The sequence below is a fragment of the Rhizobium rhizogenes NBRC 13257 genome (assembly GCF_000696095.1).
Lineage (GTDB): Bacteria > Pseudomonadota > Alphaproteobacteria > Rhizobiales > Rhizobiaceae > Rhizobium > Rhizobium rhizogenes.
Genome location: NZ_BAYX01000002.1, coordinates 476079 through 501231 on the forward strand (window position 1 = coordinate 476079; position 25153 = coordinate 501231).

At 58.5% G+C, this 25153-nt stretch carries 23 protein-coding genes and 4 tRNA genes; 21 read left to right on the forward strand and 6 right to left on the reverse strand.

Going from position 1 to position 25153, the window contains the following annotated elements; genetic code table 11:
• Positions 1 to 448 precede the first annotated feature (448 nt).
• The 3 genes from RRH01S_RS06315 to prfB all read left to right on the forward strand — a co-directional run bounded on the left by RRH01S_RS06315 (position 449) and on the right by prfB (position 5610).
• Positions 449 to 1627 (forward strand): N-acetylmuramoyl-L-alanine amidase, encoded by a 1179-nt coding sequence (locus RRH01S_RS06315; RefSeq protein WP_234711650.1) that lies wholly within the window; start codon positions 449 to 451, stop codon positions 1625 to 1627.
• A 262-nt stretch (positions 1628 to 1889) separates the two neighbouring features.
• Complete coding sequence (locus tag RRH01S_RS06320) at positions 1890 to 4352, forward strand: penicillin-binding protein 1A (protein WP_007691969.1); 2463 nt, start codon at positions 1890 to 1892, stop codon at positions 4350 to 4352.
• A gap of 126 nt (positions 4353 to 4478) precedes the next feature.
• Positions 4479 to 5610, forward strand: a protein-coding gene (gene prfB, locus RRH01S_RS06325; RefSeq protein WP_110924596.1) for a peptide chain release factor 2 whose coding sequence is annotated in 2 segments (ribosomal slippage) — positions 4479 to 4547 and positions 4549 to 5610 — 1131 coding nt in all. Because the reading frame shifts where the segments join, the coding sequence is not laid out codon by codon here.
• 60 nt (positions 5611 to 5670) lie between these two features.
• Here prfB and RRH01S_RS06330 read toward each other — a convergent pair.
• Entirely contained in the window at positions 5671 to 6444 is a 774-nt protein-coding gene (locus tag RRH01S_RS06330) for an NAD kinase (RefSeq protein ID WP_007691966.1), read from the reverse strand.
• 171 nt (positions 6445 to 6615) lie between these two features.
• Here RRH01S_RS06330 and RRH01S_RS06335 point away from each other — a divergent pair.
• From RRH01S_RS06335 to RRH01S_RS06345, 3 genes are all read left to right on the forward strand, one after another.
• Positions 6616 to 6691, forward strand: a tRNA-Thr gene (locus tag RRH01S_RS06335).
• Between the two features lie 152 nt (positions 6692 to 6843).
• Complete coding sequence (locus RRH01S_RS06340) at positions 6844 to 7113, forward strand: hypothetical protein (protein WP_007691964.1); 270 nt, start codon at positions 6844 to 6846, stop codon at positions 7111 to 7113.
• A 119-nt stretch (positions 7114 to 7232) separates the two neighbouring features.
• The gene (locus tag RRH01S_RS06345; RefSeq protein ID WP_007691961.1) at positions 7233 to 7526 is read left to right on the forward strand and encodes a hypothetical protein; all 294 of its coding nucleotides are present in this window, start codon (positions 7233 to 7235) and stop codon (positions 7524 to 7526) included.
• A 12-nt stretch (positions 7527 to 7538) separates the two neighbouring features.
• Here the strand turns inward: RRH01S_RS06345 and RRH01S_RS06350 are convergent, their stop codons facing one another.
• From RRH01S_RS06350 to rlmB, 3 genes are all read right to left on the reverse strand, one after another.
• Positions 7539 to 8333, reverse strand: coding sequence for a class I SAM-dependent methyltransferase (locus RRH01S_RS06350; RefSeq protein WP_007691959.1), 795 nt, complete (start codon positions 8331 to 8333; stop codon positions 7539 to 7541).
• A gap of 109 nt (positions 8334 to 8442) precedes the next feature.
• Positions 8443 to 9141 (reverse strand): protease inhibitor Inh/omp19 family protein, encoded by a 699-nt coding sequence (locus RRH01S_RS06355; protein ID WP_007691957.1) that lies wholly within the window; start codon positions 9139 to 9141, stop codon positions 8443 to 8445.
• 40 nt (positions 9142 to 9181) lie between these two features.
• The gene (gene rlmB / locus RRH01S_RS06360) at positions 9182 to 10090 is read right to left on the reverse strand and encodes a 23S rRNA (guanosine(2251)-2'-O)-methyltransferase RlmB (RefSeq protein WP_007691954.1); all 909 of its coding nucleotides are present in this window, start codon (positions 10088 to 10090) and stop codon (positions 9182 to 9184) included.
• Between the two features lie 197 nt (positions 10091 to 10287).
• Here rlmB and RRH01S_RS06365 point away from each other — a divergent pair.
• Positions 10288 to 10372 (forward strand) — tRNA-Tyr (locus RRH01S_RS06365).
• A gap of 24 nt (positions 10373 to 10396) precedes the next feature.
• Positions 10397 to 10470 (forward strand) — tRNA-Gly (locus RRH01S_RS06370).
• A 251-nt stretch (positions 10471 to 10721) separates the two neighbouring features.
• On the opposite strand, the gene RRH01S_RS06375 is transcribed toward RRH01S_RS06370, so the two are convergent.
• A complete protein-coding gene (locus RRH01S_RS06375; protein ID WP_007691953.1) occupies positions 10722 to 10943 on the reverse strand; it encodes a hypothetical protein in 222 nt (73 codons plus the stop codon).
• Positions 10944 to 11271: 328 nt separating this feature from the next.
• Here RRH01S_RS06375 and RRH01S_RS06380 point away from each other — a divergent pair, with 328 nt between their 5' ends.
• Both RRH01S_RS06380 and tuf read left to right on the forward strand, forming a co-directional pair.
• Entirely contained in the window at positions 11272 to 11691 is a 420-nt protein-coding gene (locus tag RRH01S_RS06380; protein WP_007691951.1) for a DUF3597 domain-containing protein, read from the forward strand.
• Positions 11692 to 12114: 423 nt separating this feature from the next.
• Positions 12115 to 13290 carry an elongation factor Tu gene (tuf, locus tag RRH01S_RS06385; RefSeq protein WP_012651262.1) on the forward strand — a complete coding sequence of 392 codons (1176 nt, stop codon included), beginning with the start codon at positions 12115 to 12117 and terminating at the stop codon, positions 13288 to 13290.
• Between the two features lie 104 nt (positions 13291 to 13394).
• On the opposite strand, the gene RRH01S_RS06390 is transcribed toward tuf, so the two are convergent.
• A complete protein-coding gene (locus tag RRH01S_RS06390) occupies positions 13395 to 13901 on the reverse strand; it encodes a GrpB family protein (RefSeq protein WP_007702156.1) in 507 nt (168 codons plus the stop codon).
• A 136-nt stretch (positions 13902 to 14037) separates the two neighbouring features.
• On the opposite strand from RRH01S_RS06390, the gene RRH01S_RS06395 reads away from it, so the two are divergent.
• The 11 genes from RRH01S_RS06395 to rpoB all read left to right on the forward strand — a co-directional run bounded on the left by RRH01S_RS06395 (position 14038) and on the right by rpoB (position 25128).
• Positions 14038 to 14931 (forward strand): NAD-dependent epimerase/dehydratase family protein, encoded by an 894-nt coding sequence (locus RRH01S_RS06395; protein ID WP_007702170.1) that lies wholly within the window; start codon positions 14038 to 14040, stop codon positions 14929 to 14931.
• A 325-nt stretch (positions 14932 to 15256) separates the two neighbouring features.
• Positions 15257 to 15943: a glycosyltransferase family protein gene (locus tag RRH01S_RS06400; RefSeq protein WP_007702172.1), complete on the forward strand. Its 687-nt coding sequence runs from the start codon at positions 15257 to 15259 to the stop codon at positions 15941 to 15943.
• Positions 15944 to 15961: 18 nt separating this feature from the next.
• A complete protein-coding gene (locus tag RRH01S_RS06405; protein ID WP_007702175.1) occupies positions 15962 to 16846 on the forward strand; it encodes a hypothetical protein in 885 nt (294 codons plus the stop codon).
• A gap of 214 nt (positions 16847 to 17060) precedes the next feature.
• A tRNA-Trp gene (locus tag RRH01S_RS06410) sits at positions 17061 to 17136 on the forward strand.
• A 195-nt stretch (positions 17137 to 17331) separates the two neighbouring features.
• A complete protein-coding gene (secE, locus tag RRH01S_RS06415) occupies positions 17332 to 17532 on the forward strand; it encodes a preprotein translocase subunit SecE (RefSeq protein WP_007702178.1) in 201 nt (66 codons plus the stop codon).
• A gap of 18 nt (positions 17533 to 17550) precedes the next feature.
• Positions 17551 to 18081, forward strand: a complete 531-nt coding sequence (gene nusG / locus RRH01S_RS06420) for a transcription termination/antitermination protein NusG (protein WP_007702181.1) — start codon at positions 17551 to 17553, stop codon at positions 18079 to 18081.
• 221 nt (positions 18082 to 18302) lie between these two features.
• Positions 18303 to 18734: a 50S ribosomal protein L11 gene (gene rplK / locus RRH01S_RS06425; RefSeq protein WP_007702183.1), complete on the forward strand. Its 432-nt coding sequence runs from the start codon at positions 18303 to 18305 to the stop codon at positions 18732 to 18734.
• 4 nt (positions 18735 to 18738) lie between these two features.
• On the forward strand, positions 18739 to 19437 hold the full coding sequence (rplA, locus tag RRH01S_RS06430; protein WP_007702186.1) for a 50S ribosomal protein L1: 699 nt from the start codon (positions 18739 to 18741) through the stop codon (positions 19435 to 19437).
• A 332-nt stretch (positions 19438 to 19769) separates the two neighbouring features.
• Positions 19770 to 20288 carry a 50S ribosomal protein L10 gene (gene rplJ / locus RRH01S_RS06435; protein ID WP_007702188.1) on the forward strand — a complete coding sequence of 173 codons (519 nt, stop codon included), beginning with the start codon at positions 19770 to 19772 and terminating at the stop codon, positions 20286 to 20288.
• Between the two features lie 57 nt (positions 20289 to 20345).
• Positions 20346 to 20723, forward strand: a complete 378-nt coding sequence (gene rplL, locus RRH01S_RS06440; RefSeq protein ID WP_007702191.1) for a 50S ribosomal protein L7/L12 — start codon at positions 20346 to 20348, stop codon at positions 20721 to 20723.
• A gap of 262 nt (positions 20724 to 20985) precedes the next feature.
• Positions 20986 to 25128 (forward strand): DNA-directed RNA polymerase subunit beta, encoded by a 4143-nt coding sequence (gene rpoB, locus RRH01S_RS06445; RefSeq protein WP_007702194.1) that lies wholly within the window; start codon positions 20986 to 20988, stop codon positions 25126 to 25128.
• Positions 25129 to 25153 lie beyond the last annotated feature (25 nt).

Genomic DNA, 25153 nt, shown 5'->3' on the forward strand with positions numbered 1-25153 from the left:
GTGGCTATCCACCGATGAATTTCCCGCGCAAAACCGGAAACCCAGATATCCAGTATGGGGGTAGAAGCACTGGAGACGGCGGATGACGGCCGCGGATGGCGCCTAGTACTCTAAGGCGGCTGCCTTTGCGGCGACTCTATCCCGTCAACACTTATACCCTAATATGCGTTGTATGTTTTATCTGTCACAATAGCAAGGGGAAAGCCAAGTATGCCATAATATTGATGGATTCGTCGGATGATGAAGGTGCGGAGACTGCGTTTCCGATTCCTCAACCGGCGCGCGTCACATCACAAATATCGCGCCACCGATGGCTTTCGCGTCGTTTTGGGACTTCAAAAACAACGTCGGAATCAATATGGGGCGCGACGGACAGTTGTTAAAGGGATAGCGGCATGCAGCGGAGAGTGGCTTGAGGGCCTTGCGAATTGCATTAGCGGCTTTCGCTGTGACGGCTCTTTCAGTCGTTTCGCCGCTTGCGGCGGCTAAGGCCGCTGCCGATCCTGTGCTTGCCTATGGTGCCCGCATTGCCGGAGATGATGCTCGCAGCCGCATCGTCATCGACATGGACCGCGAGCCAAGCTTTTCCGTGCACTATCTCGACAACCCCGTGCGCGTCGTCATCGATCTTCCGGCAACCGCCTTTGGCTTTCCGGCTGCCGACCTGAAGCCGGTCGGTCTCTTCAAGGATATCCGCTACGGCACCATGGATCAGGACAGCGCCCGCATCGTGCTGACGGCAACCAAACCCGTAAAGCTGGTGATGGCCAAGGTGCAGCCCGACGAAAATGGCAAGGGGCATCGTCTTGTACTCGATGCGGAAATGCTGCCGGCCGGCCAATTCGCGGAACTCGTCAAGCAGCAGAGCTGGACCAATGATGATACCGCCAAGGATGTCGGCCCGGTGGTTCCAATGGAAAAGCCTGATCCGAGCGTCTTCCTCGTGGCCGTCGATGCGGGCCATGGCGGTATCGACACCGGCGCGACCGCCAGCGATGGTGTCACGCAGGAAAAGGAAATCACGCTCGCCTACGCCAAGCTTCTGGCTGACAGGCTGAATGCCCAGCCCGGCATCAAGGCGTTCCTCACGCGCGACAAGGATGAATATCTGTCGCTGTCGCAACGGGTGACCATCGCCCGGCAAAACCACGCCTCGCTCTTTATATCCTTGCATGCCGATACGTTGAAACAGAAGGATATTCGCGGCGCGACGGTCTACACCATCTCCGACAAGGCGTCCGACAAGCTCGCCAGCGAAGTGGCCGACCGCGAGAACAATTCCGATCAGCTCGCCGGCGCCGAGACACAGACCCAGCCCGCCGCCGTCGCTGATATCCTCATGGATCTGACCCGGCGAGAGACGCAGGCTTTTTCCATATCCCTGGCGCAGGATGTGCTGACCTCCTTCAACGGCCAGATCGCCATGATCAACAATCCGCATCGTCACGCCGGATTCCGCGTATTGCAGGCGCCGGACGTGCCTTCCATTCTGCTCGAACTGGGTTTCCTGTCGAACAAGGACGACGAGAAGCTGCTGCTCGATCCCGATTGGCGGCAGAAGCTGGTGGGTCAGTTGACCAATGCGGTCAAACAATATCGCGCTTCGATCGTTGCGAATGGCGGTTAAAAGGGTATGGACGGCGGGCGCGGTTCGTGTCTTCCATGTAACAGCCGCTGCTAATAGGCCGGGATGAAATGGCAAATACCGGCAGGAGCCCTATTTTGCTCACATTCCCGCCGTTACAGCGAAGTATCGTTAGCCCACGGACGGCATGCACGGCTTTGTGTTGTTGCCGTCTTGCATTAACACCGTCAGCGTGCAAAACGCCCGTAAATATGCGATGGTTTCGTATATGTGCCGCATGAAGAAGAAGCACCGGTAGCATCATATGGTCAGACTGATAGGATATTTCTTTGGACTGGGCTGCATCCTGTTCCTGGGTGTTGCGGCTGCGGCGGCCATTTATCTGAGCGTCGTCTCCAAGGATCTGCCGGACTACGAGGTCCTGGCGAAGTACGCGCCGCCGGTAACGACGCGCATCCACGCCGGCAACGGCGCGCTGATGAAGGAATATTCGCGGGAAAATCGGCTGTTTATCCCGATTCAAGCCATTCCCGACCGCCTCAAGGCTGCTTTCCTCTCGGCTGAAGACAAGAATTTCTACAATCATCCCGGCGTCGATGTCGGTGGTTTGCTGCGCGCCGTTGCCGTCAACCTGCAGAATATCGGTTCCGGCCGCCGCTTTGTCGGCGCGTCGACCATCACGCAGCAGGTTGCCAAGAACTTCCTGCTTTCGGCCGACCAGACTTTCGACCGCAAGATCAAGGAAGCGATCCTGTCCTTCCGCATCGAGCAGGCCTACAGCAAGGACAAGATCCTCGAGCTCTATCTCAACGAGATCTATTTTGGCCTGAATTCCTACGGTATCGCCGGTGCCGCGCTCACTTATTTCGACAAGTCGGTCAACGAACTGACCATTGCCGATTCGGCCTATCTCGCCTCGCTGCCCAAGGGGCCGGCCAATTACAATCCTTTCCGCCATCCCGAAGCTGCGATGACCCGCCGCAACTGGGTGATCGACCGCATGGTCGAGAATGGCTATGTCAGCCAGAGCGATGGGGAAGAGGCCAAGAAGCAGTCCCTCGGCGTCGTGCCGCCGAAGAATGGGCCGTCGCTTGCCGCCTCGGATTTCTTTGCCGAGGAAGTTCGCCGCCAGTTGATCGACCAATACGGAGAGAAGGCTCTTTATGAGGGCGGCCTTTCCGTCCGCACCTCGTTTGATCCGCAATTGCAGCTCGAAGCGCGCAAGGCGCTTCAGGACGGCCTCATTGACTATGACGAGCGCCGTGGTTTCCATGGCCCGATCAAGCAGATCGCCACGTCGCAGGACTGGGGTCCGGAGCTTGCCAAGATTCCGACGTTGAATGACGTTCCGGAGTGGCAGCTTGCCGTGGTGCTTTCCGTATCCGACCAGGCGGTGGATATCGGCTTGCAGCCGAGCGTCGATGCCGCCGGCAGGGTTGCGACCGAGCGCAAGCGTGGTGTCATAGCTGCCGCCGATATGCGTTGGGCGTTTCGCCTGGCGGGCGGCAAGACGGCGAAATCGCCGAGCGGCGTGCTGAGCCCCGGCGATGTGATCTTCGCCCAGAAGACCGGCGGCGCGGATTCCAGCACCTATCGCCTGCGCCAGCCGCCGAAAGTGCAGGGTGGCCTCGTCGCGATGGATCCGCATACCGGCCGCGTGCTCGCTATGGTCGGCGGCTTCTCCTATTCGCAATCCGAATTCAACCGCGCCACCCAGGCCAAGCGCCAGCCCGGCTCGTCCTTCAAGCCCTTCGTCTATGCCGCGGCTATGGACAATGGCTACACGCCGGCTTCGGTCATTCTCGATGACCCCTTGCAGATCACCCTCAGCAATGGCGACGTTTGGAAACCGACGAACTATGAAGGCGAGGGCGGTGGTGCCCATACGCTTCGCTTTGCCATTGAGCATTCGCGCAACCTGATGACCGTGCGCCTCGCCGCCGATATGGGCATGCCGCTGGTTGCCGAGTACGCCAATCGCTTCGGCATCTACGACCGTATGAATCCGGTGCTTGCCATGTCGCTCGGCGCTGGAGAAACGACGGTGCTGCGCATGGTTTCGGCCTATTCGGTCATTGCCAATGGCGGCAAGCAGATCAAGCCGACATTGATTGACCGCATTCAGGACCGCTATGGCGCCACCATCTTCAAGCATGAAGAGCGCGTCTGCGAAGCCTGCAATGTCAGCGAATGGAAAAACCAGGACGAGCCCGTGATCGCCGACAATCGCGAACAGGTGCTCGATCCGATGACGGCCTATCAGGTCACGTCGATGATGCAGGGCGTGATCCTTCGCGGCACAGCTGCCGGCAAGATCAAGCTGAACACCGATGTCGCCGGCAAGACCGGTACGACCAATGACGAGAAGGACGCCTGGTTTGTCGGCTACACGCCGAGCCTCGTTGCAGGCCTCTATATCGGCTACGATACGCCGAGCACGCTCGGCCGCGGCGGTACCGGCGGCTCGCTCGCCGCGCCGATCTTCAACGAATTCATGCAGGCCGCCACCCAGGGCCAGCCGCCGCAGAAGTTCCAGGTTCCGGCGGGCATGACGATCACGGCGGTCAATCGAGGAACCGGCATGGCCGCTCAGCCCGGCGATCCGAACGCCATCATGGAAGCCTTCAAGCCCGGCACCGGCCCGGCCACGACCTTCACGGTCATTGGCGGCGGCGATGCTTCGGCACAGGTTGCGCCCGAGGAGATTCTCAGAACCTCGCCGCAGGCCAACCAGGCGGTCACATCAGGTTCTGGCGGCCTCTTCTGATCCCATCGGATTTGTTTAATGAACATGCCGCGGGGCTTTACAGCCGCGGCATGTGTATCTATGTCACCAGCACTCTTTGAATTGAACAGCGGTTCACATCGAACAGCCGAATAAAGAAGCAGGAACATGCGAGCGGAAATCGAGAAAATTGTCGACGAAACCAAGCAGGCCATAAGCCTGCTGAGGAGGCATCTTTGACTGGGATCAAGCGGTAAGACGACTGGACTGGTTGAACAATAAGTCAGAGGATCCGAACCTCTGGAACGATGCCACCGAAGCACAGAAGCTGATGCGCGAGCGTCAGCAGCTTGACGATGGCATCAGCGGTGTGCGCGCGCTTGAGCAGCAGGTTGCCGACAATGTCGAGCTGATCGAGCTTGGCGAAGAAGAGGGCGATGCCGACGTCGTCCGCGAGGCCGAAGAGGCACTGAAGGCGCTGAAGACCGAGGCTGCGCGGCGGCAGGTGGAAGCCATGCTGTCAGGCGAAGCCGACAGCAACGACACTTACGTCGAAGTCCATTCCGGCGCTGGCGGCACCGAGAGCCAGGACTGGGCGAACATGCTGCTGCGCATGTACACACGCTGGGCCGAGCGCCAGCGTTTCAAGGTGGAGCTTCTGGAAGTTCATGACGGCGAAGAAGCCGGCATCAAGTCCGCGACGCTTCTGGTCAAGGGCCACAATGCCTATGGCTGGCTGAAGACCGAATCGGGCGTTCATCGCCTGGTGCGTATCTCGCCCTATGACAGCAACGCGCGCCGTCACACGTCCTTCTCGTCGATCTGGATCTATCCCGTTGTCGACGACTCGATCCAGATCGATATCAATGAAGGCGACTGCCGCATCGATACCTATCGTTCGTCCGGCGCCGGCGGCCAGCACGTCAATACGACCGATTCGGCCGTGCGTATCACGCACATCCCGACCGGCATCGTCGTGCAGTGCCAGCAGGAACGCTCGCAGCACAAGAACCGCGCCAAGGCGTGGGACATGCTGCGCGCCCGCATGTATGAAGCGGAGTTGATGAAGCGGGAAGAGGCGGCCAACGCCGAAGCCGCGTCGAAGACCGATATCGGTTGGGGCCACCAGATCCGCTCCTACGTCCTGCAGCCTTACCAGCTCGTCAAGGACCTGCGCACCGGCGTCACCAGCACCGCTCCGGACGACGTCCTCGACGGCGATCTCAACGAGTTCATGGAAGCAGCGCTTGCCCACCGCATCAGCGGCGCAGCCGATGCCGTCGTCGACGACGTGGATTGAGATCAGGATTTGTTTGATCAAAGAAAAGCCCCGGAGACGGGGCTTTTTTTATAGCAATCCTCAACCCGAAAACTGTTCCGCCAGGATCCTGTCGGACCATGACCTGTCCGGATCGGACAGGATGCGCGCCGTCGTGTCTTCGCTCTGGGTGATCCGAACGCCGACGACCGATTTGACCTCGGTATTATCGGCGGCGGCGTTGACCGGGCGCTTTTCCGCTTCGAGCACGGTGATATCGACCGTTACCTTGTTCGGCAGGAGGGCACCGCGCCAGCGGCGGGGGCGGAAGGCGCTGACCGGCGTCATGGCGAGCAGCGGCGCTTCCAGGGGCAGGATCGGGCCATGGGCGGACAGATTATAGGCGGTGGAACCGGCCGGCGTCGTCACCATCAGCCCGTCGCAGATCAATTCCGGCAGGCGGACGCGGCCGTCGATCTCGACCTTCAGCTTTGCGGTCTGATAGGACTGGCGAAACAGCGACACCTCGTTGATGGCGAGCGCGACGCAGCTGCTGCCATCCGCATTGCGCGTGGTCATTTGCAGCGGATGAAAAGCGTTCTCGACCGCGGCCTCAATGCGCTCCAGCAGGTTTTCCGTGCGATAATCGTTCATCAGGAAACCGATGGAGCCGCGATTCATGCCATAGACACGCTTGCCGGAGTTCATCGTCGTGTGCAGCGTCTGCAGCATGAAGCCATCGCCGCCGAGCGCCACGACAATATCGGCATTCGCCTGCGGCGTCTGGCCATAGAGGCGAATCAGCTCCTCTTGTGCGGCCTGGGCTTCCGGCGCGGTCGAGGCGAGAAAACAAACAGATTGAAAAGCGCGTGACATGCAACGTCCTTTAAACGGTCATACTAGGTAAATGATATTCCCCCTATGCGACAAGACGTTTTGCAAAGACTGGTGAATCCACAAGGGGATGGCCGATCTGCCGGATCGAGGCGGAAGAGCCGATTTTCCTCTTTACAGGAGATCAAAATCTGCTACTTGGCATGCCGTTGTGCCCTTGTAGCTCAGTTGGTAGAGCACCTGATTTGTAATCAGGGGGTCCCGGGTTCGAACCCTGGCGGGGGCACCACATTTTCCCAGTGACGAAACATCTCATGAGTTGGCTGCCAGATCGCCCAGCGCGAGAAGGCATTTGCGCCGGCATGATTGGAAATGTCATCCTTTGGGTATTCATGATGATCGCCGACATGCGATTCTATTTTTTGCTAGGTGTGAAAAAATATGACCGGTAAGCCCAAGAAGCCCAAACTTGAACATTCCGAACTCTCAGGCGAATTCACCGAGGACGGGATGACCGTGCTCGTGGATATCTTCCGTCCGGCGGGCACCCAGCAGGACTGGCGGATGGAAGTGATCACGCCTGATGAAGACCTGATCGAATGGGAAGAGCCTTTTGCGACCGATCGCGAGGCGTTTGACGAGTTCCTGGCGACGGTCGCCCGCGACGGCATCAAGACGTTCTTTGACGATTCCGATCCGGCGGTTCACTAACCGGGCATCGCAAGCCCGATACGGCCTACGCAGCGCGAATCCGCTACGAATGTGGGCGTATTTACAATGCCTGAAATGGGCATACACTTTCTCTTCCGACTGCGGACGAGGGAATGGCCATGCACAAGGCATTCAGGCATATCGTCTTGGGACTGCCGCTCGTTGTGAGCGCGATGATTGCGAGTGTGCCGGCACTGGCCGGCCAGGATTGCTACTGCAAGAACAGCGATGGAAAACAGCATGCCATCGGGGAGATCGCCTGCATGACCGTCGACGGCAAGAGCTATCTTGCCCAGTGTGAGATGAACCTCAACGTCACCTCCTGGTCGAAGCTGCAGGAGGGATGTCCGGTCACCCAGCGATCCCTTTGGCAACAATCGGCCTGGCATCCGCAGCCGATTGTGCTTCGCTAAGCGAGACCTTGTTTAATGGCAGCGGTAGGCGCGCTCCGATAGGGCGCCCATGCCTGAGCGGGTCATGAGTTCATAGAGAATACGCCGGCCGAAGGGATTATGCAGGCGGATGGCGTCGGATCCCAGGAAGTGCGTTTCAGCCCGTTCGAAGGCTCTGAGATGCGGCGCCCGCAGGATTGCTGCGCGGTAGAAGTCGTAAAATTCGCGCCGGCAGACGTAGGTCTTGTATTTCGTCATGCAGAAGGCCGAGAAGCCCTGATCGTTGTTGCGCAGGAAATCGGCGACACCGACGGTCACTTCCGGCCAGGCGGGATTGAAGGTGTCGTCGAAGACTATGACGCCATGATCGGCGATCGTCTCTTTTGCCAGTCTGCAGTCGGCTTCCAGATTCGCCAATGTATGGCCGCCGTCTATGCTGAAGAAGCGCACCTTGCCAACCTTGTCCAATACGTCCTGCGGTGACAGTTCCGCGCTATCGCCGACGACCAGCAGATCCTTGTCGACTGACAGGCCAAGACGGTCGCCATTCCGTAGGAACGAGCGGTATTGCTCGGAGGTGCCGTTCGACATTTCGCCGATGTCGAAGAGATCGATGCCGAGTACGCGGTCGTCCGGCGAGGTGATCTTTTTCAGGAGAAAATAGGAGCGGCCGAAATATACGCCGATTTCTGCGACGCCGCCTTCCAATCCATGCTCGCGCTGGCGCTCCAGGATGGACAGATAAACAAGGGCATCGGGCGGATCGATATATCCTTCAACACTTCGCAAATCGTGGAAGATGAATTTACGGATATTCGATGGAATCATGCACGCCGCGCCCGTTTTGCGATATGTCTTATCTCACTCAGTTTTAGATTTATCTAATGTTAGATAGTCATATTGCGGGGATTTCAACCCGTAGCTGGGTATCGGATTTTTAGCCGCCTTGCTTGCGCACCAGCAGCATCGGTTCTCCCTCTTCCTCGTCGGATGTCTTGAAGCTGCCGTCCGGCTGCATATCGAAGGAGAGTGAGGAGCCGTCGCCTCCCATCAGCACCAGCCCGAAACCTTCCATGGCCCAAAGGGAAAGTTTGAGATCGGCAATGTTGGCGGGGCAGTCTTCGCCTGGTGACATTTTCGGCGTGCCGTCCTTGTCGGTCTCGCTGGTCAGCGTGACATCGCACATGGCCTTGCCATCCGGCTGCCGGACCTGCCAGACGCCGCTCAGGCTTGCGGTGGTGGGCACATGGTCGACATCGCCAAGCGCCGGCAGCAGCCACATCGGATCACTCCCTTCGCTTTCCCAGGGCGAGCCTTCCTCTTCCTGAAGGCGAAGCAGCACCTTCTGCGTGGCATCGCTGATGGTGAGCGAGCCGTCGTCGGTGAAATTCCAGGCGCTCGCCTTGGCAAGCGCGGGCAGGGCGGTTGCGCAGGCATCCGCGCCGCTGATGGCATAGCCACCGGCCGTTTTCGCGGTCTCGAAGGTGAGGCGGCAGCCCTTGGCGCCGCTCTCGGGCGCTAGCAGCCAAGTGCCCGCCTGTGCCTGCACAAGCTCGTCATCGGCAGCGCTAGCCGGTTGGCCGACGGCGAGGATGACGGCGGAAAAGGCCGCCGCGAGACCAAAACTACGGATCAAGGCAAATTCCCCCAAAATCTGCTGCGACAGCGTCGTGCCGCTAGCTTCTCAGATAGGACCGTGCCGCATAAAGCGCGATCGCGGCCGCGTTCGAGACGTTGAGTGACTTGATCGCGCCCGGCATGTCGAGGCGCGCCAGCGCATTCACGGTTTCCCGCGTCTTCTGGCGCAGCCCCTTACCCTCCGAACCGAGGACAAGAGCGACCTTCTCGCCCGAAAACGTGCCTTCAAGCGGCGCCGGTCCTTCCGAATCAAGGCCGATGCTGACGAAGCCGAGGCGATGCAGCTCGCCGAGCGCGTCGGCAAGGTTGGTGATCTGTATATAAGGGATGAGTTCCAGCGCGCCGGAGGCGGATTTCGCCAGCACGCCTGATTCGGTCGGGCTGTGACGCTGCGTGGTGATGACGGCGGCGGCGTCGAACGCGACGGCCGAGCGCATGATCGCGCCGACATTGTGCGGATCGGTCACCTGGTCGAGCACCAGCAGCAGCGGGCTGTCTTTCAGCGCTTCAAGGCGGCGAACGGGCAGGGGGCGGGTTTCCAGCATCACGCCCTGATGGATGGCTTCAGGACCGAGCACCTTGTCGATATCCTGCGGCGAGACGATCTCGAAGGGAATGCCGAGTGCGTCGACGGGGCCGATCTCCAGCCGTACCAGCGCATTCTGCGTCGTCGAAAGCTTGATATTTTTCCGCTCGGGATTGGCAAGGGCCGCGCGAACCGTGTGCAGGCCATAGAGATAGACCTGATCGGGAGCGAGCGCCGGCGGCTTCCAGTCGTCCGCGCCGGGCCGTTTGCGTTTCTGCGGCACAGGTGTCGGAATTTCGCCGCGCTCGCGCTTGGCGTCGCGATGCGCCCGCCGCAGGGTGGCGTAGTGTGTGTCCTTGGCCGATTTGTCGTCAGCGGTGTTTTCTGGGCCTGAAGGGCCGGAGGTTCTGTCTTTGCTCATGCGGCTTTATAGCGGCAGCGCCTCGGAGCGCATAGTCCTCTTTCATCCACGGGTTTTTCCCAAGGCTGAAATTTTTTCGTCATTTTTGGCAATTCCTTGTGTTGACAGACGGAAACGGGCCGGTCATATACGCGGCGCAGATCGCAGCGGCGACGCCCGGTCTAGCAAGCTTGGTCGCAAGATCCAGTCGGAATACTGGAGGGATGCCCGAGTGGTTAAAGGGGACGGACTGTAAATCCGTTGGCTCAGCCTACGTTGGTTCAAATCCAACTCCCTCCACCATTCCGGACCGGATCTTGACCACCCGCGGGTATAGCTCAATGGTAGAGCAGCAGCCTTCCAAGCTGAATACGCGGGTTCGATTCCCGCTACCCGCTCCAGAATTTTCAATCAATTGGTTATATCGCGTATCGTCGTATGTCGGCTGCGACTTTTGACAATGCTGCTGCCTTCAGTGGACAGCCGTTCAAATCACGCGCCGTCGTAGCGTTGGTCTTGTGCGTTTTGAGCGATGGGATCGTATTCCCGAATAGGGTCTCGGCCTCGGGTCGGTCAACGACAACCAGCCCGGGTCACGTCGATCCGGTGATGCCAGATGAGATCAAGCTCGTGCCGAAGGTATCCGCCGCTATCAAGCGGGAGCGAGCACTTTGCCCATGGCAATGTTGAGCTTCTGCCTCACTTGCTCGACGCTATCAGCGACATACAGCAGAAGCGGCACGCCGTTTGGATTGGACACCGTTGTGGCGAGAACGGTGTATTTCTGTCCGGCTGCAACGTACACCACATTATGTGGATTTACGTAGATCGTGCCAATGCTCACGTCCGCACTTGTCAGTTGAGCTAATGCCATCTCAAATCTCCAAACGGTCGATGTCTCATCAATGCACGTTCTGTTTGTAAATTCGATAGCGGAGTAATCGCAATGCGGATCTTTGCTGCCGTGGCCCCGGGGCGATATCTGCCGTATCCAGGGCAGATATCCCGCGGTCGGCCCCTAGGGCCATCGCCGTGGTTTTAACGCGGATGAATCCGGCGTAACTGGCAGATCTTGCAAGAACCGGTCCTGATGAATCTTCAGAGGTCATAAGATATTCAGCTATGCATCTTTGACGTGAGGGGTTGCTTATATTTTAATGAGCGGTAGATATTTGTGAGCCAACCGAAAAGGGGGAGTGCACATGGGTATCTTCGACAAGATCAAGAATGCAATCTGGGGAGAGGCAAAGGCTGCCGAAGTTTCTCCCACGGCAACGCCAACCACCACAACTGGCACGGCACCTTCATCTTCCGCGCCGACGACGCCAGCTGCAACCGCGCCGGCCTCAACGACATCGGCGTCCCCTGTGGATATCGCTTCGATCCTCGACGCGGCCGTGAAAAAGAGTGGTCAGAAACTCGATTGGAAACATTCGATCGTGGATCTGATGAAGGCGCTCGGGATGGATGCGAGCCTTACGGAACGCAAGGAGCTCGCACAGGAGCTGGGCTATACCGGCGATGCGGGCGATTCCGCCAAGATGAACATCTTCCTGCACAAGGCACTGCTGAAGAAGCTTTCGGACAATGGCGGCAAGGTGCCGGCCGATCTGCTCGATTGATTGCAGCAGGCTTATGGCGCGCTGCATCTGGAGCGGCGCCATAAGTTTACGTTGTAGACAAGCGATCACTGAGATCGTGGCTTTCAGCGCCCTTTCCCTTTATCGGAGAGGGCGCTTTGCGTTGGCGGGGCGCCATCGGCTTGATAAGCGCGGGTGCAATCCCGCTGCCGGCATCTGGAACTATTTCCTCGGCATCCCTATCTAAGCTGCTGAACCGGCAAATGCTTTTACGTCTTTCCGGATCGGCCGGCGAAACCTTCGCGGTGAATCTGTGCCGAGGGCCGCTCACTGCCCGTCATCGGCCATACTTCACCAAGAACAGGGCCTGCAATTAAGTCTTGCGCAAATGCGATGAAAGCCTTAAACGGCGGCACTAAACCGGTTCGCCGGGGTCACTCATTTACGTTCACAGGAAGCATTCAAATGGCAAAGAGTAAGTTTGAGCGCAATAAGCCGCACGTTAACATCGGCACGATTGGCCACGTTGACCACGGCAAGACGTCTCTGACGGCAGCGATCACGAAGTACTTCGGTGAGTTCAAGGCGTATGACCAGATCGACGCTGCACCGGAAGAAAAGGCCCGCGGCATCACGATTTCGACGGCACACGTTGAATATGAGACGCCTGCTCGTCACTACGCCCACGTCGACTGCCCCGGCCACGCTGACTATGTCAAGAACATGATCACGGGTGCGGCACAGATGGACGGCGCGATCCTGGTTTGCTCGGCTGCTGACGGCCCGATGCCGCAGACGCGCGAACACATCCTGCTCGCCCGCCAGGTTGGCGTTCCGGCGATCGTTGTGTTCCTGAACAAGGTCGACCAGGTTGACGACGCCGAGCTTCTCGAGCTCGTCGAGCTTGAAGTTCGCGAACTTCTGTCGTCCTACGACTTCCCGGGCGACGACATCCCGGTCATCAAGGGTTCGGCACTTGCTGCTCTTGAAGATTCGGACAAGAAGATCGGCGAAGACTCGATCCGCGAGCTGATGGCTGCTGTTGACGCCTACATTCCGACGCCTGAGCGTCCGATCGACCTGCCGTTCCTGATGCCGATCGAAGACGTGTTCTCGATCTCTGGCCGTGGTACGGTTGTGACGGGCCGCGTTGAGCGTGGTATCGTCAAGGTTGGCGAAGAAGTCGAGATCGTCGGCATTCGTCCGACCTCGAAGACGACGGTTACCGGCGTTGAAATGTTCCGCAAGCTGCTCGATCAGGGTCAGGCTGGCGACAACATCGGCGCACTGGTTCGCGGTGTGAACCGTGACGGCGTCGAGCGTGGCCAGATCCTGTGCAAACCGGGCTCTGTCAAGCCGCACAAGAAGTTCATGGCAGAAGCCTACATCCTGACGAAGGAAGAAGGCGGCCGTCATACGCCGTTCTTCACGAACTACCGTCCGCAGTTCTACTTCCGTACGACGGACGTGACGGGCATCGTCACGCTTCCGGAAGGCACGGAAATGGTTATGCCAGGCGACAACATCACTGTTGAAGTCGAGCTGATCGTTCCGATCGCAATGGAAGAAAAGCTGCGCTTCGCTATCCGTGAAGGCGGCCGTACCGTCGGCGCCGGCATCGTTGCCAGCATCGTTGAGTAATCCTCGGATTATTCCTTGATTACGAAGGCCCCGCTGGAAACAGCGGGGCCTTTCGCATTTCGGGACGGAGGAGGCGTAGGCCTCTATCTGGTGACCACGGCGGGCTACGTCAGAGCAGCAAAAGCTCGGCGAAGGATATCGGCAACGAAGTCACTCTTGCCGCCGGTATAGTGATCCCAATCGCCATTCGCTTCTTCAGCCAGCCGTCGCTTCAGCGTTGCATAGTTTTCGGCCATTTCAGGATGGGCGCAAAGGTAATCGCGAAAGAGGACGCGATCACGATGGGCGGGATTATCAGACAGGCATAGATAAAGACGAGTTCCGTAGGGTGCTTCATCCTTGGTGAACGCCCATCTGTCGGCTCCGTACGGATCGCCGTGAAAGACATAACCATCCTTCTTAAGATGTTCGGTGGCGTTGATCCTGGCTTCATTCGATGAGAGCACTGCGTCGATATCGAGCTTTGGCTTGGCGCAAAGTCCCGGAACGGATGTGCTGCCGATATGATGGATGTCTGCGGGATGGCCGAGCAGGGTGGCGATAGCCGCGCTCCTGCTCTGGAAGAGAGCAGGCCATGCGGGATCGTAGTCGACAAGCCTGATCGGACGCATGCGCCTCACCCTTGAACGTTCCACCACTGCTCAGGGATCTTTAATCCGCCGGCTGAGACAATCCGACTGCTTCACCCGTCTTGCGAAACGCCGGAAACGGTCTATCTATCGCTCGATTTTACCAGGAGGAGATTTCATGAAGAAGCGTATTTTGTTCACCGGCGGCAGCGGCAAGGCCGGGCGTCACACGGTTCCCTGGCTGGTCGAAGCCGGCTACGAGGTCCACAATATCGATCTCGTGCCGCTGAACAGCCCCGGCGTCACCAATTTGCAGGCCGATGTCACTGATGCGGGACAAGTTTATAACGTCCTCACCATGCATCGTGATTTCCCCGATCTCAATCAGGGCAAGGGCGTGCAACCCTATGACGCCGTGGTGCATTTCGCCGCCGTGCCGCGCATCCTCTTAAAGCCGGACAACGAGACCTTCCGCATCAACACGATGAGCACCTATAACGTCATCGAAGCGGCGGCGAAGCTCGGCGTCAAGAAGATCATCGTCGCCTCCAGCGAGACCACCTATGGCGTCTGCTTCGCCGAGGGCCATCGCGATTTCCACCAGTTTCCGCTGGAGGAGGACTATGATGTCAATCCGATGGATTCCTACGGCCTCTCCAAGGTCCTGAATGAAAAGACGGCCCGCGCCTTTGCCGAACGCTTCGGCATCGACATCTATGCGCTGCGCATCGGCAACGTTATCGAGCCGCATGAATATGAGCGCTTCCCGGAATTTTTCGCCGATAGCGAAATCCGCAAGCGCATCGCCTGGAGCTATATCGACGCCCGCGATCTTGGCCAGATCGTCCATCTCTGCATCGAAAAGAGCGGCCTCGGCTTCCAGGTGTTCAACGCCGCCAATGACACGGTGTCGGCCAACACGCCGTCGCGCGAACTCGCGGCCAAGCACTTTCCGAACGTGCCTTTCACCCGCGAGATCGGCGAATATGAAGGCCTGCTCTCCAACCGCAAGATCCGCGAGGTCCTCGGCTTCAAGGAGGAGCATGACTGGCGGCGTTATGTGAAGGTTTGAGGCGAAGCGATACCGGGCGCGGCAATCGCGTCCGGTCGAACCTGCGGCAAGGGGAGGGCGCGCCTCTCCATTTGTTACGGCCGAAAACCAAAAATGCTTCCGCAAACACTCGACAAATATCTGGGTTAAAGTAAGTAGGTTTGCATTCGCAAGGCGTATCGGGGAAATTGCAATGGCATTTGACGATACAGTCGCGATCGGTGTTCGGAGCGGGCATGGTATGGCTCATGCGCCGGCACGATGTCCGGCAGCGCGACCTGCGCTGCGACGGAAAGATGTTTTTAGTCGGCTGATCTCCTAGGCGGTCGGCCGTTTAGGAGGGACCATGAACGACGGTGTTGCACGTATTTTTGTCGGCTTCGACTCTAAGGAAGTTGTCGCCTATCACGTTCTCGCACAAAGCATAATCGAGCGCTCCTCGATCCCGGTGGTGTTTTCGCCGATCGTGCTCAGCAATCTCGAGGGCGTTTTCACGCGCGAGCGCAATCCGTTGCAATCGACCGAGTTCTCCTTCTCCCGCTTCCTGGTTCCCTACCTCAGCGATTTCGAGGGCTGGAGCATCTTCATGGATTGCGACATGCTCGCCCGCGCCGATATTGCCGAGCTCTGGAAGCTGCGCGACGATCGCTATGCCGCCATGTGCGTCAAGCACGATTACCAGCCGAAGGTCGAAACCAAGTTCCTCGGCCAGACCCAGACCAAATATGAGAAGAAGAACTGGTCGAGCATGATCCTGTTCAACAATGCCAAGTGCAAGGCATTGACGAAGGATTTCGTTAACACAGCCACCGGCCTTCAACTCCATCAGTTCAAGTGGCTGGAAAGCGACGATCAGATCGGCGAGGTTCCCGTGACTTGGAATTATCTCGTCAACGAGTACGATCGCCGTGAAGACGCCAAGCTCGTGCACTTCACCGATGGCGGGCCGTATTTCGACGAGTATCGCAACGACGATTATGCCGACGAATGGTTCGCCATGCGCGACCGCCTATTGCACGTCCAGCAGAAATAACAAGAACAGGATCAGGGCGTGACATCGGAAACAGCGACCGACAAGCCTGCTTTCCCGGCAGCGGGAGCCGCGGCAGGTCTGACGACTGCCGAGGAGTGGCGCTCCATACTGACTGCGTTTTCCCATATCGTCCTTGTCGCCAACAGTGACACGGTCGATATCGGGAGCCTTCAGGCGCAGTATCCGTCGACCGCCCTCTTCGTCTTCTTCAATAAAGTCTACAAGGTGCTGGATCGCCCCTTCCTCGGGCACTCGCTGCTGATCTCGCGCGGCCAGCCGCGCGGTGCCAACATCGTCTATCGGGGCGAGGTGGGCGAGGTGGTAAAGTTTTTCCCCAGGGAATATTTCCTCGGCATCATGAACATTCGCCTCGGTCTCGAGGAGAAGCTCAATCCCGCCGCTGATTTCCAGGGCGCGCCGACCGGCCATCTCGATCTCGTCGGTTTCTGCGGTGATCTCTACACGGAGGCCAAGACGCCAACCAGCGGCTTTGCCCTGGCGCTTTGGCTGAGCGATCTGAAATTGCCCGGCGCCATCGTGCTGGCCGGCTTCTCGGCCAAGCGCAGTGAAAAGTGGAGGGTGGTCTCGGTCCACGACTGGAGCTTCGAGCAGACCTTCCTGCGTCTCTTCGCTCGGCTGGGCAAGATCACTATCCATGGTGGCGTTTCCGCCAATGCCTATACCCGGCTTGCCGAGCGCTTCTCGGAGGTTCCGCCCGCCGAAATTTCGTTGGCGGTGGCGGAAGTGCTGTCCGAGCGGCTGGGCAATACCGATGCCCAGGTCGACAAGCTGATTTCACTGACCAACGTGATTCGCTCCACGGACAATTTCCTGCGCCGTTTGCGGCCGAAATTTCTGAAGGGGAAGCCCAAGGGGACGCCCGGCGAGCAGAAGGAAGGCTAAAACCTGCCGATGCATCGCCGCTGATAGATCGCGAGACGCCCGCAATTCCCTACCACCGGTGGCACGGCGACGGTTTGCGCCGGACGAAGCGGTGGACCCGATTGGGAAAAAACAAAAAACGCACTTGCCAATCGTTTCATCCCGTCTTAAAGGAGCGCCATGTTTCCGAAAGGCACTGGCGGGCAACCGCACGGAGCCGGTTATTGAAACATGAAGGGGTATAGCTCAGTTGGTAGAGCGGCGGTCTCCAAAACCGCAGGTCGTAGGTTCGAGCCCTGCTGCCCCTGCCATTTTCCTTAATTTGACTGGCGCGTCGTTTCGCTGCTTCTTGGGTTGGGGATATGCCGGTTTGGCGGCAAATTTTCGAAAGCATCGAATTCTCTCTTGTTAAATCGGGAATCGGTGTTTATGTAGGGGTTCAACAGACACGCGGTGCGTGGGGCTGATATGTTCAGCTTTACGCGCCGTAATTGCGTGGGCAGTCAATGGCATCCAAATCGAATCCACTAGCGTTTCTGCAGCAGGTCCGCTCCGAGACGTCGAAAATCACTTGGCCGTCCCGCCGCGAGACGATGATCTCGACGGTTATGGTGCTGGTCATGGTCGTTTTTGCTTCGCTGTTTTTCTTTGCCGCTGACCAGCTCATCGGCTGGATTCTCGGCTACGTGCTGAACACCGGCAATTGATATCGAGTGGAGATGAACATGGCGGCACGTTGGTACATCGTCCACGCTTATTCTAATTTCGAAAAGAAAGTGGCTGAATCCATCGAGGAGAAGGCCAAGCAGAAGGGTCTCGGACATCTGTTCGAAAAGATCCTCGTGCCGACCGAGAAGGTGGTTGAAGTGCGTCGCGGCCGTAAGGTTGATAGCGAGCGCAAGTTCTTCCCGGGTTATGTGCTGGTTCGCGCCAACCTGACGGATGAAGCCTATCACCTGATCAAGAATACGCCGAAGGTCACTGGCTTCCTCGGCTCTGACAATAAGCCTGTTCCGATTCCGGATTATGAAGCTGATCGCATTCTCGGTCAGGTCCAGGAAGGTGTCGAGCGGCCAAAGGCTTCCGTGTCCTTCGAGATCGGCGAACAGGTCCGCGTTTCGGATGGTCCGTTCGCTTCGTTCAACGGCACGGTTCAGGATGTGGACGAAGAGCGTTCGCGCCTGAAGGTGGAAGTTTCGATCTTCGGCCGCGCTACGCCGGTCGAGCTGGAATACAGTCAGGTCGAAAAAGTCTGATTGTCTATTGATTGGAAAGATCAGTCATTGCTGGCTGGTCTTTCGTTCGGGTTTTGATGTAAGTAAGTAAATACTTATTTACATCTCGCGGCTTCGCCGCAATCCGCGTGGAAGGGTAGGGGTCTTAGCCGGACTTTCTGACCCGCACCACGCAACCGCAGCCGCCGGAGCAATCCGGCAGAAGAGGCCGGGCAACCGGTCAGTTAGAAAGGCAGAGAGAAATGGCTAAAAAAGTTGCAGGCCAGCTCAAGCTGCAGGTAAAGGCCGGCTCGGCGAATCCGTCGCCGCCGATCGGTCCTGCGCTTGGTCAGCGTGGCATTAACATCATGGAATTCTGCAAGGCGTTCAATGCCGCCACGCAGGAAATGGAAAAGGGTATGCCGATCCCGGTCGTCATCACCTACTACCAGGACAAGTCCTTCACCTTCGTCATGAAGCAGCCGCCGGTCAGCTACTTCCTGAAGAAGGAAGCGAAGATCCAGTCCGGCTCGAAGACGCCCGGCAAGGGCGCCAAGGCCGGTACCCTCACCAGGGCTCAGGTGCAGTCTATCGCCCAAGCCAAGATGAAGGATCTGAACGCCGCCGATATCGAAGGCGCAATGGCCATGATCGAGGGCTCTGCCCGCGCCATGGGCCTGGAAGTGGTAGGTTAAGATCATGGTTGCAAAGCGTATTCAGAAGATCCGCGAAGGCGTTGATCCCACAAAGCTCTATGCTCTGACCCAGGCCATCGGCATGGTCAAGGAACGGGCTATCGCAAAGTTCGATGAAACCATCGAAGTTTCCATGAACCTCGGTGTTGACCCGCGTCACGCTGACCAGATGGTTCGCGGCGTCGTCAACCTGCCGAACGGCACTGGCCGCTCGGTTCGCGTTGCGGTTTTCGCACGCGGCGCCAAGGCTGATGAAGCCAAGGCTGCCGGTGCTGACATCGTCGGTGCGGAAGAGCTGGTAGAAATCGTTCAGGGCGGCAAGATCGACTTCGATCGTTGCATCGCGACCCCGGACATGATGCCGCTCGTCGGTCGTCTCGGTAAGGTTCTCGGCCCGCGCGGCATGATGCCGAACCCGAAGGTCGGCACGGTTACCATGGACGTCAAGGGCGCTGTTGAAGCCTCCAAGGGCGGCGCAGTTGAGTTCCGCGTCGAGAAGGCTGGTATCGTCCATGCCGGTATCGGCAAGGCTTCCTTCGACGCCAAGGCGCTGGAAGAAAACATCCGCGCTTTCGCCGACGCCGTCATCAAGGCGAAGCCGGCTGGCGCCAAGGGCAACTACGTCAAGCGCGTAGCTATCTCTTCGACCATGGGTCCGGGCGTCAAGATCGAGCTTGCCTCGGTCACGGCTCCGAACGCCTAATGATTTTGGCCGGGCGTTAAGCCCGGCTTATTAAGAATTCCCGGCCTTTCGAGGCCGGGATATCCGGAGAAATCCGGAATTCCTGTCCGAGATTGCAGGTGGTTATCCCTTAATCACTTAAGCCTGCATGAGACGGGTAAGACCCGAATTTTGATGAAGCTTTGCTTCGATGAACTCGGTTCGAGCCTTGGATGCCTTGTGCCTTGGAGCCTTACGGCTCGAGCGCGAGGGGACAGGATCCTCAAGCGTCGCTTGGGATCTCTTTTGATCCCAGGAGGCAAAAGGCAACCCGGCAGGCCCGTTAACCCGGTCCTGTCAACTGGAGAAAAGCAGTGGAAAGAGCGGAAAAACGCGAATTCGTCACGGAACTGAACGAAGTCTTCAAGGCTTCGGGCTCGGTTGTCGTGGCCCACTATGCTGGTGCTACAGTCGCACAGATGAACGATTTTCGTTCGAAGATGCGCGCTGCAGGCGGCACCGTCAAAGTCGCGAAGAACCGCCTGGCCAAAATTGCTCTTCAGGGCACGGATGCGGAAGGGATTTCCAATCTCTTCACCGGTCAGACGCTGATTGCATACAGCACTGATCCGATTACCGCTCCGAAGGTCGTCGTGGATTTCGCCAAGGGCAACGATAAGATCGTTGTTTTGGGCGGCGCCATGGGAACAACAACGCTCAACGCCGATGGTGTGAAGTCGCTCGCGACCCTGCCGTCGCTGGACGAGCTGCGTGCGAAGCTGCTGGGCATGATCCAGACGCCAGCTACCCGCATCGCAGGTGTTGTTGCAGCACCGGCAAGCCAGCTTGCTCGTGTGTTCTCGGCCTACGCCAAGAAGGACGAAGCCGCTTAAGGCGGTTTTTCGCTGTTCATAATCAACCAGTTCGAACCGAACAAAAGGAACAAAAAAATGGCTGATCTCGCAAAGATCGTAGACGACCTCTCCTCGCTGACCGTTCTCGAAGCCGCAGAACTGTCCAAGCTTCTCGAAGAAAAGTGGGGCGTTTCTGCCGCTGCTCCGGTAGCTGTTGCTGCTGCTGGCGGTGGTGCCGTTGCTGCTGTCGTTGAAGAAGAAAAGACCGAGTTCGACGTCATCCTCACGGATGCCGGCGCGAACAAGATCAACGTCATCAAGGAAGTCCGCGCCATCACCGGCCTCGGCCTGAAGGAAGCTAAGGACCTCGTCGAAGCTGCTCCGAAGGCTGTCAAGGAAGCTGTTTCCAAGGCTGAAGCCGCTGACATCAAGAAGAAGCTCGAAGACGCCGGCGCCAAGGCTGACGTTAAGTAAGCTTGAAACTGCTTTGGGAGGTGGCATTTTGCCCCCTCCCATTTGCCGTTTTTTTGAACAAATTACCCAAAAGCCGCAGGTAAAACGGCTTTTGGGTAATGGGTTCTTCAAGAGGATGGTCTCAAACCGAACCGCGACGCAATCCGTGCTGAGCGGTTTTCGGTTAGTTAGACGAGATTGAACTACTCATTGATTGACGGGATCGCCTGGCCAGCGGTTCCCGTCCGTTGCAGGCCCGGGTGCAGGATTTAGAGGAGCGACGATGGCTCAGACCCTTTCGTTCAATGGTCGTAGGCGCGTACGCAAGTTTTTTGGTAAGATTCCCGAAGTCGCAGAGATGCCGAACCTCATCGAGGTTCAAAAGGCATCCTACGATCAGTTCCTTATGGTTGAAGAGCCGAAGGGCGGCCGCCCTGACGAAGGTCTTCAGTCCGTCTTCAAGTCGGTTTTTCCGATCACCGATTTCTCCGGCGCTTCGATGCTGGAGTTCGTATCCTATGAATTCGAGCCGCCGAAGTTCGACGTTGATGAGTGCCGCCAGCGCGACCTGACCTACGCTGCGCCGCTGAAGGTCACTCTCCGTCTGATCGTGTTCGATATTGACGAGGATACCGGCGCGAAGTCCATCAAGGACATCAAGGAACAGAGCGTTTACATGGGCGACATGCCGCTCATGACGAACAACGGTACGTTCATCGTGAACGGCACCGAGCGCGTTATCGTGTCGCAGATGCACCGTTCGCCGGGCGTCTTCTTCGATCACGACAAGGGCAAGAGCCATTCTTCCGGCAAGCTGCTCTTTGCTGCCCGCGTCATTCCGTATCGCGGTTCCTGGCTCGACATCGAATTCGACGCCAAGGACATCGTCTACGCCCGTATCGACCGCCGCCGCAAGATTCCGGTGACGTCGCTGCTGATGGCGCTTGGCATGGATGGCGAAGAAATCCTGTCGACCTTCTACACGAAGTCGCTTTATGAGCGTTCCGGCGACGGCTGGCGCATTCCCTTCAACGCGGAAACGCTGAAGGGCGCCAAGACCGTTACCGACATGATCGACGCCGACACCGGCGAAGTCGTGGTCGAAGGCGGTAAGAAGCTGACCCCGCGTCTGCTGCGTCAGCTGCAGGACAAGGGCCTCAAGGCTCTGAAGGCCACCGACGAAGACCTCTACGGCCTCTTCCTGGCGGAAGACATCGTCAACTTCCAGACCGGCGAGATCTATCTCGAAGCCGGCGATGAAATCGACGAGAAGACCCTGCCGGTCATCCTCAAGGCTGGTTTCGACGAAATCCCGGTTCTCGGCATCGACCATATCAATGTCGGCGCCTACATCCGCAACACGCTGTCCGCCGACAAGAACGAGAACCGTCAGGACGCTCTGTTCGACATCTATCGCGTCATGCGTCCGGGTGAACCGCCGACCATGGATTCAGCCGAAGCCATGTTCAACTCGCTGTTCTTCGATGCGGAGCGTTACGACCTCTCCGCCGTTGGCCGCGTGAAGATGAACATGCGTCTCGACCTCGAAGTGGCCGACACCGTTCGTGTCCTGCGCAAGGACGACATCCTGGCCGTGGTCAAGATGCTGGTCGAACTGCGCGACGGCAAGGGCGAAATCGACGACATCGACAACCTCGGCAACCGCCGCGTTCGCTCGGTCGGCGAACTGATGGAAAACCAGTACCGTCTCGGCCTGCTCCGTATGGAGCGCGCAATCAAGGAACGTATGTCCTCGATCGAGATCGACACGGTCATGCCGCAGGATCTGATCAACGCCAAGCCGGCTGCCGCCGCTGTTCGCGAATTCTTCGGCTCCTCGCAGCTGTCGCAGTTCATGGACCAGGTGAACCCGCTCTCGGAAATCACCCACAAGCGCCGTCTTTCGGCTCTTGGCCCGGGTGGTCTGACCCGCGAGCGCGCAGGCTTCGAAGTCCGCGACGTGCATCCGACCCACTACGGTCGTATTTGCCCGATCGAGACGCCGGAAGGCCCGAACATCGGTCTTATCAATTCGCTGGCGACCTTTGCCCGCGTCAACAAGTACGGCTTCATCGAAAGCCCTTATCGTCGCATCATCGACGGCAAGGTGACCACCGATGTGCTCTACCTCTCCGCCATGGAAGAGGCGAAGTACTACGTTGCCCAGGCAAATGCCGAGCTTGATGCCGAAGGGTCCTTCATCGAGGAATTCGTCGTTTGCCGTCATGCCGGCGAAGTCATGCTCGCTCCGCGCGACAACATCAACCTGATGGACGTCTCGCCGAAGCAGCTGGTTTCGGTTGCTGCCGCTCTGATCCCGTTCCTGGAAAACGACGACGCCAACCGCGCTCTCATGGGCTCGAACATGCAGCGTCAGGCCGTGCCGTTGCTGCGCGCCGAAGCTCCGTTCGTCGGCACCGGCATGGAGCCGGTCGTTGCCCGTGACTCCGGCGCCGCCATCGGTGCCCGTCGCGGCGGCGTGGTCGACCAGGTCGACGCGACGCGTATCGTTATCCGCGCCACCGAAGACCTCGATCCGTCGAAGTCCGGCGTCGATATCTACCGCCTGATGAAGTTCCAGCGTTCGAACCAGAACACCTGCGTCAACCAGCGTCCGCTGGTCACCGTCGGTGACTTCGTCAACAAGGGCGACATCCTCGCAGACGGTCCGTCGACGGACCTCGGCGATCTGGCGCTCGGCCGTAACGTGCTCGTCGCGTTCATGCCGTGGAACGGCTACAACTACGAAGACTCGATCCTGCTCTCCGAGCGTATCGTTGCCGACGACGTGTTCACCTCCATCCACATCGAAGAGTTCGAAGTGATGGCGCGTGACACCAAGCTCGGTCCGGAAGAAATCACCCGCGACATTCCGAACGTTTCGGAAGAAGCGCTGAAGAACCTGGACGAAGCCGGCATCGTTTACATCGGCGCTGAAGTTCAGCCGGGCGATATCCTCGTCGGCAAGATCACGCCGAAGGGTGAAAGCCCGATGACGCCGGAAGAAAAGCTTCTGCGCGCCATCTTCGGTGAAAAGGCGTCCGACGTTCGCGACACCTCCATGCGCATGCCGCCCGGTACCTACGGTACGGTCGTCGAAGTTCGCGTCTTCAATCGCCACGGCGTTGAGAAGGACGAACGCGCCATGGCAATCGAGCGCGAAGAGATCGAACGTCTCGCCAAGGACCGTGACGACGAGCAGGCGATCCTCGACCGTAACGTCTACGGCCGTCTGATCGAAATGCTCCGCGGCCAGGTGGCACTTGCCGGCCCGAAGAACTTCAAGAAGGGCACGGAACTTTCCAACGCCGTCGTCTCCGAATATCCGCGTTCGCAATGGTGGATGTTCGCTGTCGAGGACGAGAAGGTTCAGGGCGAGCTCGAAGCTCTGCGCGGCCAGTACGACGAATCCAAGTCGCATCTCGAACAGCGCTTCATGGACAAGGTCGAAAAGGTCCAGCGCGGCGATGAAATGCCTCCGGGCGTCATGAAGATGGTCAAGGTCTTCGTTGCTGTGAAGCGCAAGATCCAGCCGGGCGACAAGATGGCCGGCCGTCATGGTAACAAGGGTGTCGTATCGCGCATCGTGCCGGTCGAAGACATGCCGTTCCTCGAAGACGGTACGCATGTCGACATCGTGCTCAACCCGCTCGGCGTGCCTTCGCGCATGAACGTCGGTCAGATCCTCGAGACGCATCTGGGCTGGGCTTGCGCCGGCATGGGTCGTCAGATCGGTGAACTGATCGAAGCCTACAAGGCGAACGGCAACATCGAGCCCTTGCGCAAGACGATCGATATGGTCGTCGGCGACGGCCCGAAGAGCGACGACGTTCATAACTACGATGATGCGTCGGTTCTGCGTCTGGCTGACCAGTGGAAGCGTGGCGTGTCCATCGCGACCCCGGTCTTCGACGGCGCCGGTGAAGCCGATGTCAACGAGATGCTCGCCATGGCAGGTCTGAAAGAGACCGGTCAGTCGACGCTCTATGACGGTCGTACCGGCGAGCAGTTCGACCGCCAGGTCACGGTTGGCTACATCTACATGCTGAAGCTCAACCACTTGGTCGACGACAAGATCCACGCTCGTTCGATCGGTCCTTACTCGCTCGTTACCCAGCAGCCGCTGGGCGGCAAGGCGCAGTTCGGCGGTCAGCGCTTCGGCGAAATGGAAGTCTGGGCGCTCGAAGCTTACGGTGCAGCCTACACGCTGCAGGAAATGCTCACGGTCAAGTCGGACGACGTGGCCGGCCGCACCAAGGTCTACGAAGCGATCGTCCGTGGCGACGACACCTTCGAAGCGGGCATTCCGGAAAGCTTCAACGTTCTCGTCAAGGAAATGCGGTCGCTGGGTCTCAGCGTCGAACTGGAAAACTCCAAGGTCGACGATCTGCAGGCAGCCGGCCAGCTTCCGGACGCAGCCGAGTAACAGTCGACAGGGTGCGCGCTGTCCG